This is a genomic window from Promicromonospora kroppenstedtii DSM 19349 (genome assembly GCF_000515355.1).
Lineage (GTDB): Bacteria > Actinomycetota > Actinomycetes > Actinomycetales > Cellulomonadaceae > Promicromonospora > Promicromonospora kroppenstedtii.
In genome coordinates this window covers 84,289-88,452 of the sequence record NZ_KI911665.1, presented here as the reverse complement: position 1 = coordinate 88,452, position 4,164 = coordinate 84,289, and the positions used below count along the sequence as shown (strand labels likewise).

4 protein-coding genes are annotated in these 4,164 nt (G+C 72.9%); 2 read left to right on the top strand and 2 right to left on the bottom strand.

The features are described 5' to 3' along the window. The coding region (locus tag PROKR_RS12770; RefSeq protein ID WP_036963762.1) for a DUF58 domain-containing protein at positions 1–1,005 on the bottom strand (1,005 nt) is incomplete at its 3' end. Between the two features lie 20 nt (positions 1,006–1,025). Continuing rightward, positions 1,026–2,075 (bottom strand): AAA family ATPase, encoded by a 1,050-nt coding sequence (locus PROKR_RS12765; RefSeq protein ID WP_036963760.1) that lies wholly within the window; start codon positions 2,073–2,075, stop codon positions 1,026–1,028. Between the two features lie 396 nt (positions 2,076–2,471). On the opposite strand from PROKR_RS12765, the gene mraZ reads away from it, so the two are divergent. Then, the gene (gene mraZ / locus PROKR_RS12760) at positions 2,472–2,942 is read left to right on the top strand and encodes a division/cell wall cluster transcriptional repressor MraZ (protein WP_051432937.1); all 471 of its coding nucleotides are present in this window, start codon (positions 2,472–2,474) and stop codon (positions 2,940–2,942) included. Positions 2,943–3,128: 186 nt separating this feature from the next. Beyond that, positions 3,129–4,164 (top strand): 16S rRNA (cytosine(1402)-N(4))-methyltransferase RsmH (rsmH, locus tag PROKR_RS12755; protein ID WP_084800421.1); only part of this gene is annotated, 1,036 nt, incomplete at its 3' end.

Here is a 4,164-nt window from a genome sequence, read left to right as displayed (position 1 = left end):
GTGGCCGCGGATGTCGACGCAGGCGTCCAGCAGCGCGGACCGGCTGGCCCGGGTGGTCGCGAACCGCTCGCCCTCCAGGCTGGGGGCCACGGTCGTGGTCACGAGGCGCGCCGGGTGGCCGGCGTCGAGGAACGAGGTGGCGATCGACGCCGCGAGCTCGACCGCCCACTCGCCGTCGTCCACGGCCGCGGGGCGGCGCATGTTCCCGGACTCCTGCCAGTGCGGCAGCAGCGAGCGGTCGAGCAGTACGGTCACGGGGCGCACTCCGGCGCTCTCGTCGGCGCGGACCATGAGCTGGCCGCGGCGGGCCGCGCTCGCCCAGTGGACGCGGCGCGGGTCGTCGCCCGCGACGTACTCGCGCAGCACGGAGTCGTCGGTGGACTGCAGGCGCGCGCCCGTGGCCGAGTGGTCGACGTCGCCCACCGCGCGCGTGCGGACGGCGAGCTCGACGGTGCGGGGCCACACGGGCACCTGCGTAGGGTTGCCGAGCGGCTGGGTGGCGCGGACCAGGCCGAACACGTCGGTCCGGGTGGTCAGCAGCGGGCCCAGCGACCAGCGCCCGCGGCGCATCGGGGTGAGCGAGTAGTGCACGGCGATCCGGTCGGCCCGGGCGGACACCCGGGCGCGGATGCCCTGGTGCCCGGCGAGCTCGTGCGCGGCCTGCTCGGACAGCCGCAGGCGGGAGAGCCGCTCGTAGGCGGCCCCGGAGGCCTGGTGCGCGGCGACCAGGAGGCTCACGTCCGCCGTCCGGTCGCGCACCACGGGGTTGGGCGCCACGGCACGCGTCACGTGCAGTGCGCCGCGCCCCGACTCGAGCCGCTGGGTGCCGATGACCAGCCAGGCCACGGCGACGGCGATGAGGGCAGCCGCGCCGAGCCCGACCAGGTCGGGCAGGGTGAGCACCAGCCCGAGGGGGATCAGGACGCCGCCCACGCAGGCCGCGCCGATGCCCCGGGGGGTGAGCCGGACCCGGCTGATCCGGGCGAGCGTGTCACGCCACTTCATGCGTCTGCCGCCCTGGCCGCTCAGAACGGACGCCGGTCGGCGGGCTCGAGCGCCGGCACCGGGGTGCGCTGCACGATCTCGTCGACGACCGTCTCCGGCGTCACGCCGCCGAGCCGGGACTCGGTGGTGAGGATGAGGCGGTGCGCCAGGACGGGCCGGGCGAGCCGCTGGATGTCGTCGGGCAGCACGTGGTCGCGCCCCGCCATGGCGGCGATCGCCTTGGCGGCGCGCAGGAGCTGGAGCGATGCGCGCGGCGAGGCGCCCAGCCGCAGGCCGGGGTGCTCGCGCGTGGCGCCGACGAGGCCCACCACGTAGCGCTTGACCGAGGGGGAGGCGTACAGCGAGCGGACGAGTGCGGAGAACCGCAGCAGCGTGCGCCCGTCCGTGACGGCCTCCAGGTGGGCCAGCGGCGTGGTGGCCTCCTGCCGGTCGAGCATGAGCATCTCGGCGTCGACGTCGGGGTACCCCACGGTGATGCGGGCCATGAACCGGTCGCGCTGCGCCTCGGGCAGGGGGTAGGTGCCCTCCATCTCCACCGGGTTCTGGGTGGCGACCACGAGGAACGGCCGGGGGAGCTGGTGGGTGGTGCCGTCGACGGTGGTCTGGCCCTCCTCCATGCACTCCAGCAGCGCGGACTGGGTCTTGGGCGAGGCGCGGTTGATCTCGTCGCCGATGACGATGTTGCTGAACACCGGGCCCGGGCGGAACTCGAACTCGTGGCTGCCGGTGCGGAAGATGTTGACGCCGGTGAGGTCGCTCGGCAGCAGGTCGGGCGTGAACTGGATGCGGCCCACGTGGCAGTCGATGCTGCGCGCCACGGCCTTGGCGAGCGTCGTCTTGCCGACGCCGGGCACGTCCTCGACGAGCAGGTGGCCCTCGGCCAGCAGGACGGCGAGCGTGATGTCGGCCAGGCCGGGCCGGCCGGTCACGACGGACTCCACGGCACCGCGGACCCGCGCCATGGTCTCCACGAGCTCGTCGAGCGCGCCGGGGCCGGGCGCCGGCTCTGCGGCGGCCGCGCCGCCGTAACGAGGGTCCGAGAGGCCGGAGGTGGTGGGTTCCGTGTGCACTGGGGGACCTCCATCGGGCCGGGAGTCAGGCCGGTTTCTCGCGCGGGTACGCGCTGTTCGGAAGCCGGGGCGAGAACGCCCGCCCGGCTGGACCAGCCTAGTAGAGATGTAAAGCACTCTGTTGTGTGCATCACGCGGTCTTCACAGATCCGAGAGCTTCTTTCGCCCTGGTGAAACGACGTCCGTCCAGGTCGCGCAGGCCTGGCGGGATGCGGCCCCGCGCGACCTGATCCGACATTCCACGCCACGCCGGACATGAATTTACTCCACCTGCTCTTTACCTCTTTGACCTGCACATTGAGGGTCGCTGGGCAGTTCTCCCCATCGTTTTTCCGAGTGTGGTGGTGGAAAGTGGAGTAGCGTGGAGTATGCGGGAGCGGAAGGAGGTGTCGGCCCATGACTGCGATGGCGGAAGGTTTCGCAGGTCTGGGTCTGCTCCTCGGTACGTACACCCCGAAGCTCGACGAGAAGGGGCGCCTGATCCTTCCCGCCAAGTTCCGGGGGCGCCTGTCCAGCGGTCTGGTCATGACCAAGGGGCAGGAGCGGTGCCTCTTCCTCCTCCCGATGGACGAGTTCCAGCAGATCTACACCCAGATCCGGCAGGCGCCGGTGACGAGCAAGGCAGCACGGGACTACACGCGAAACTTCCTGGCGGGAGCGAGCGACGAGGTCCCGGACAAGCAGGGCCGGGTCTCCATCCCGACGCACCTGCGCGAGTACGCCGGTCTCGACCGAGAGGTGGTCGTGATCGGGGTCGGTACCCGCGTGGAGGTGTGGGACGCGCAGGCCTGGGCCACATATCAGGAGCAGACCGAACCCGACTACATCGATCAGGCCGAGGGGATCTTCCCCGGGCTGAGCTTCTAGGACAGGTGGGCTGACCGGCCGCACGGTCAGGCCTCCTCCCGCAGGATCCGGCGCACTTCCCCGCCGCCGGAACCGTGCGGAGGGAGACCTGACCGGGCGGCCCGCCCGGAAGTACCCGCACGAGCACGAGGCACCACGCATGACGAGCACCACGCAGGGCCGGCACGACGCAGGAGGGAGACACCGATGAACGCGACCGACAACCGCTCCGGCGCCGGCAGCGACGCCGCCGACCGCCACCTCCCGGTGCTGCTCCAGCGCTGCGTGGACCTGCTCGCCCCGGCGCTCGCCGAGCCCGGCTCCGTCCTGGTGGACTGCACGCTCGGCATGGGCGGCCACACCGAGGCCGTCCTGGAGCAGCTCCCGGCCGCCCGCGTGATCGGCATCGACCGCGACCCGCAGGCCCTGGCGCTCGCCGGTGCCCGGCTGGCCCGGTTCGGCGACCGCTTCACGCCGGTGCACGCGGTGTACGACGAGATCACCGAGGTGGTCGACGAGCACGCCGGCGGCGCCGTGCAGGGCGTGCTCATGGACCTCGGGGTGTCCTCGCTGCAGCTCGACGAGACCGACCGCGGCTTCGCCTACGCGCAGGACGCGCCGCTCGACATGCGGATGGACTCCACCCAGGAGCTGACGGCGGCCGACGTGCTCAACACGTACGACGAGCGTGACCTCGCGCGGATCCTGCGGGAGTACGGCGAGGAGCGGTTCGCGGGCAAGATCGCGCGGGCGATCGTCCGGCGCCGCGCCGAGCGGGAGTGGGACCGCAGCGGCGAGCTCGTCGACCTGCTGCGCGCCGTCATCCCCGCCGCGACCCGCAAGACCGGCGGCCACCCGGGCAAGCGCACCTTCCAGGCGCTACGTATCGAGGTGAACGGCGAGCTCGAGGTGCTCGAGCGCGCCGTGCCCGCCGCGATAGAGGTGCTCGCCGTGGACGGCCGCATCGTCGTGGAGTCCTACCAGTCCCTCGAGGACCGGATCGTCAAGCGCGCCATCGCGCAGGGCACGACGTCGTCGGCCCCGCCGGGGCTGCCGGTCGAGCCCGAGACCCACCGGCCCTATCTCGAGGCGCTCACCCGGGGCGCGGAGGAGGCGGACGCCGCCGAGCTGGAGCGCAACCCGCGCTCGGCCTCGGTCCGGCTGCGCGCCGCCCGCCGGCTCCGCCCGACGCCCGAGCACCTGCTGAACCGCACCAGCACGCACCACACAGCGAAGGAGGACC

Coding starts and splice junctions, on each gene's coding strand:
- mraZ (WP_051432937.1), top strand. CDS start 2,472: ATGACTGCGATGGCGGAAGGTTTCGCAGGTCTGGGTCTGCTCCTCGGT.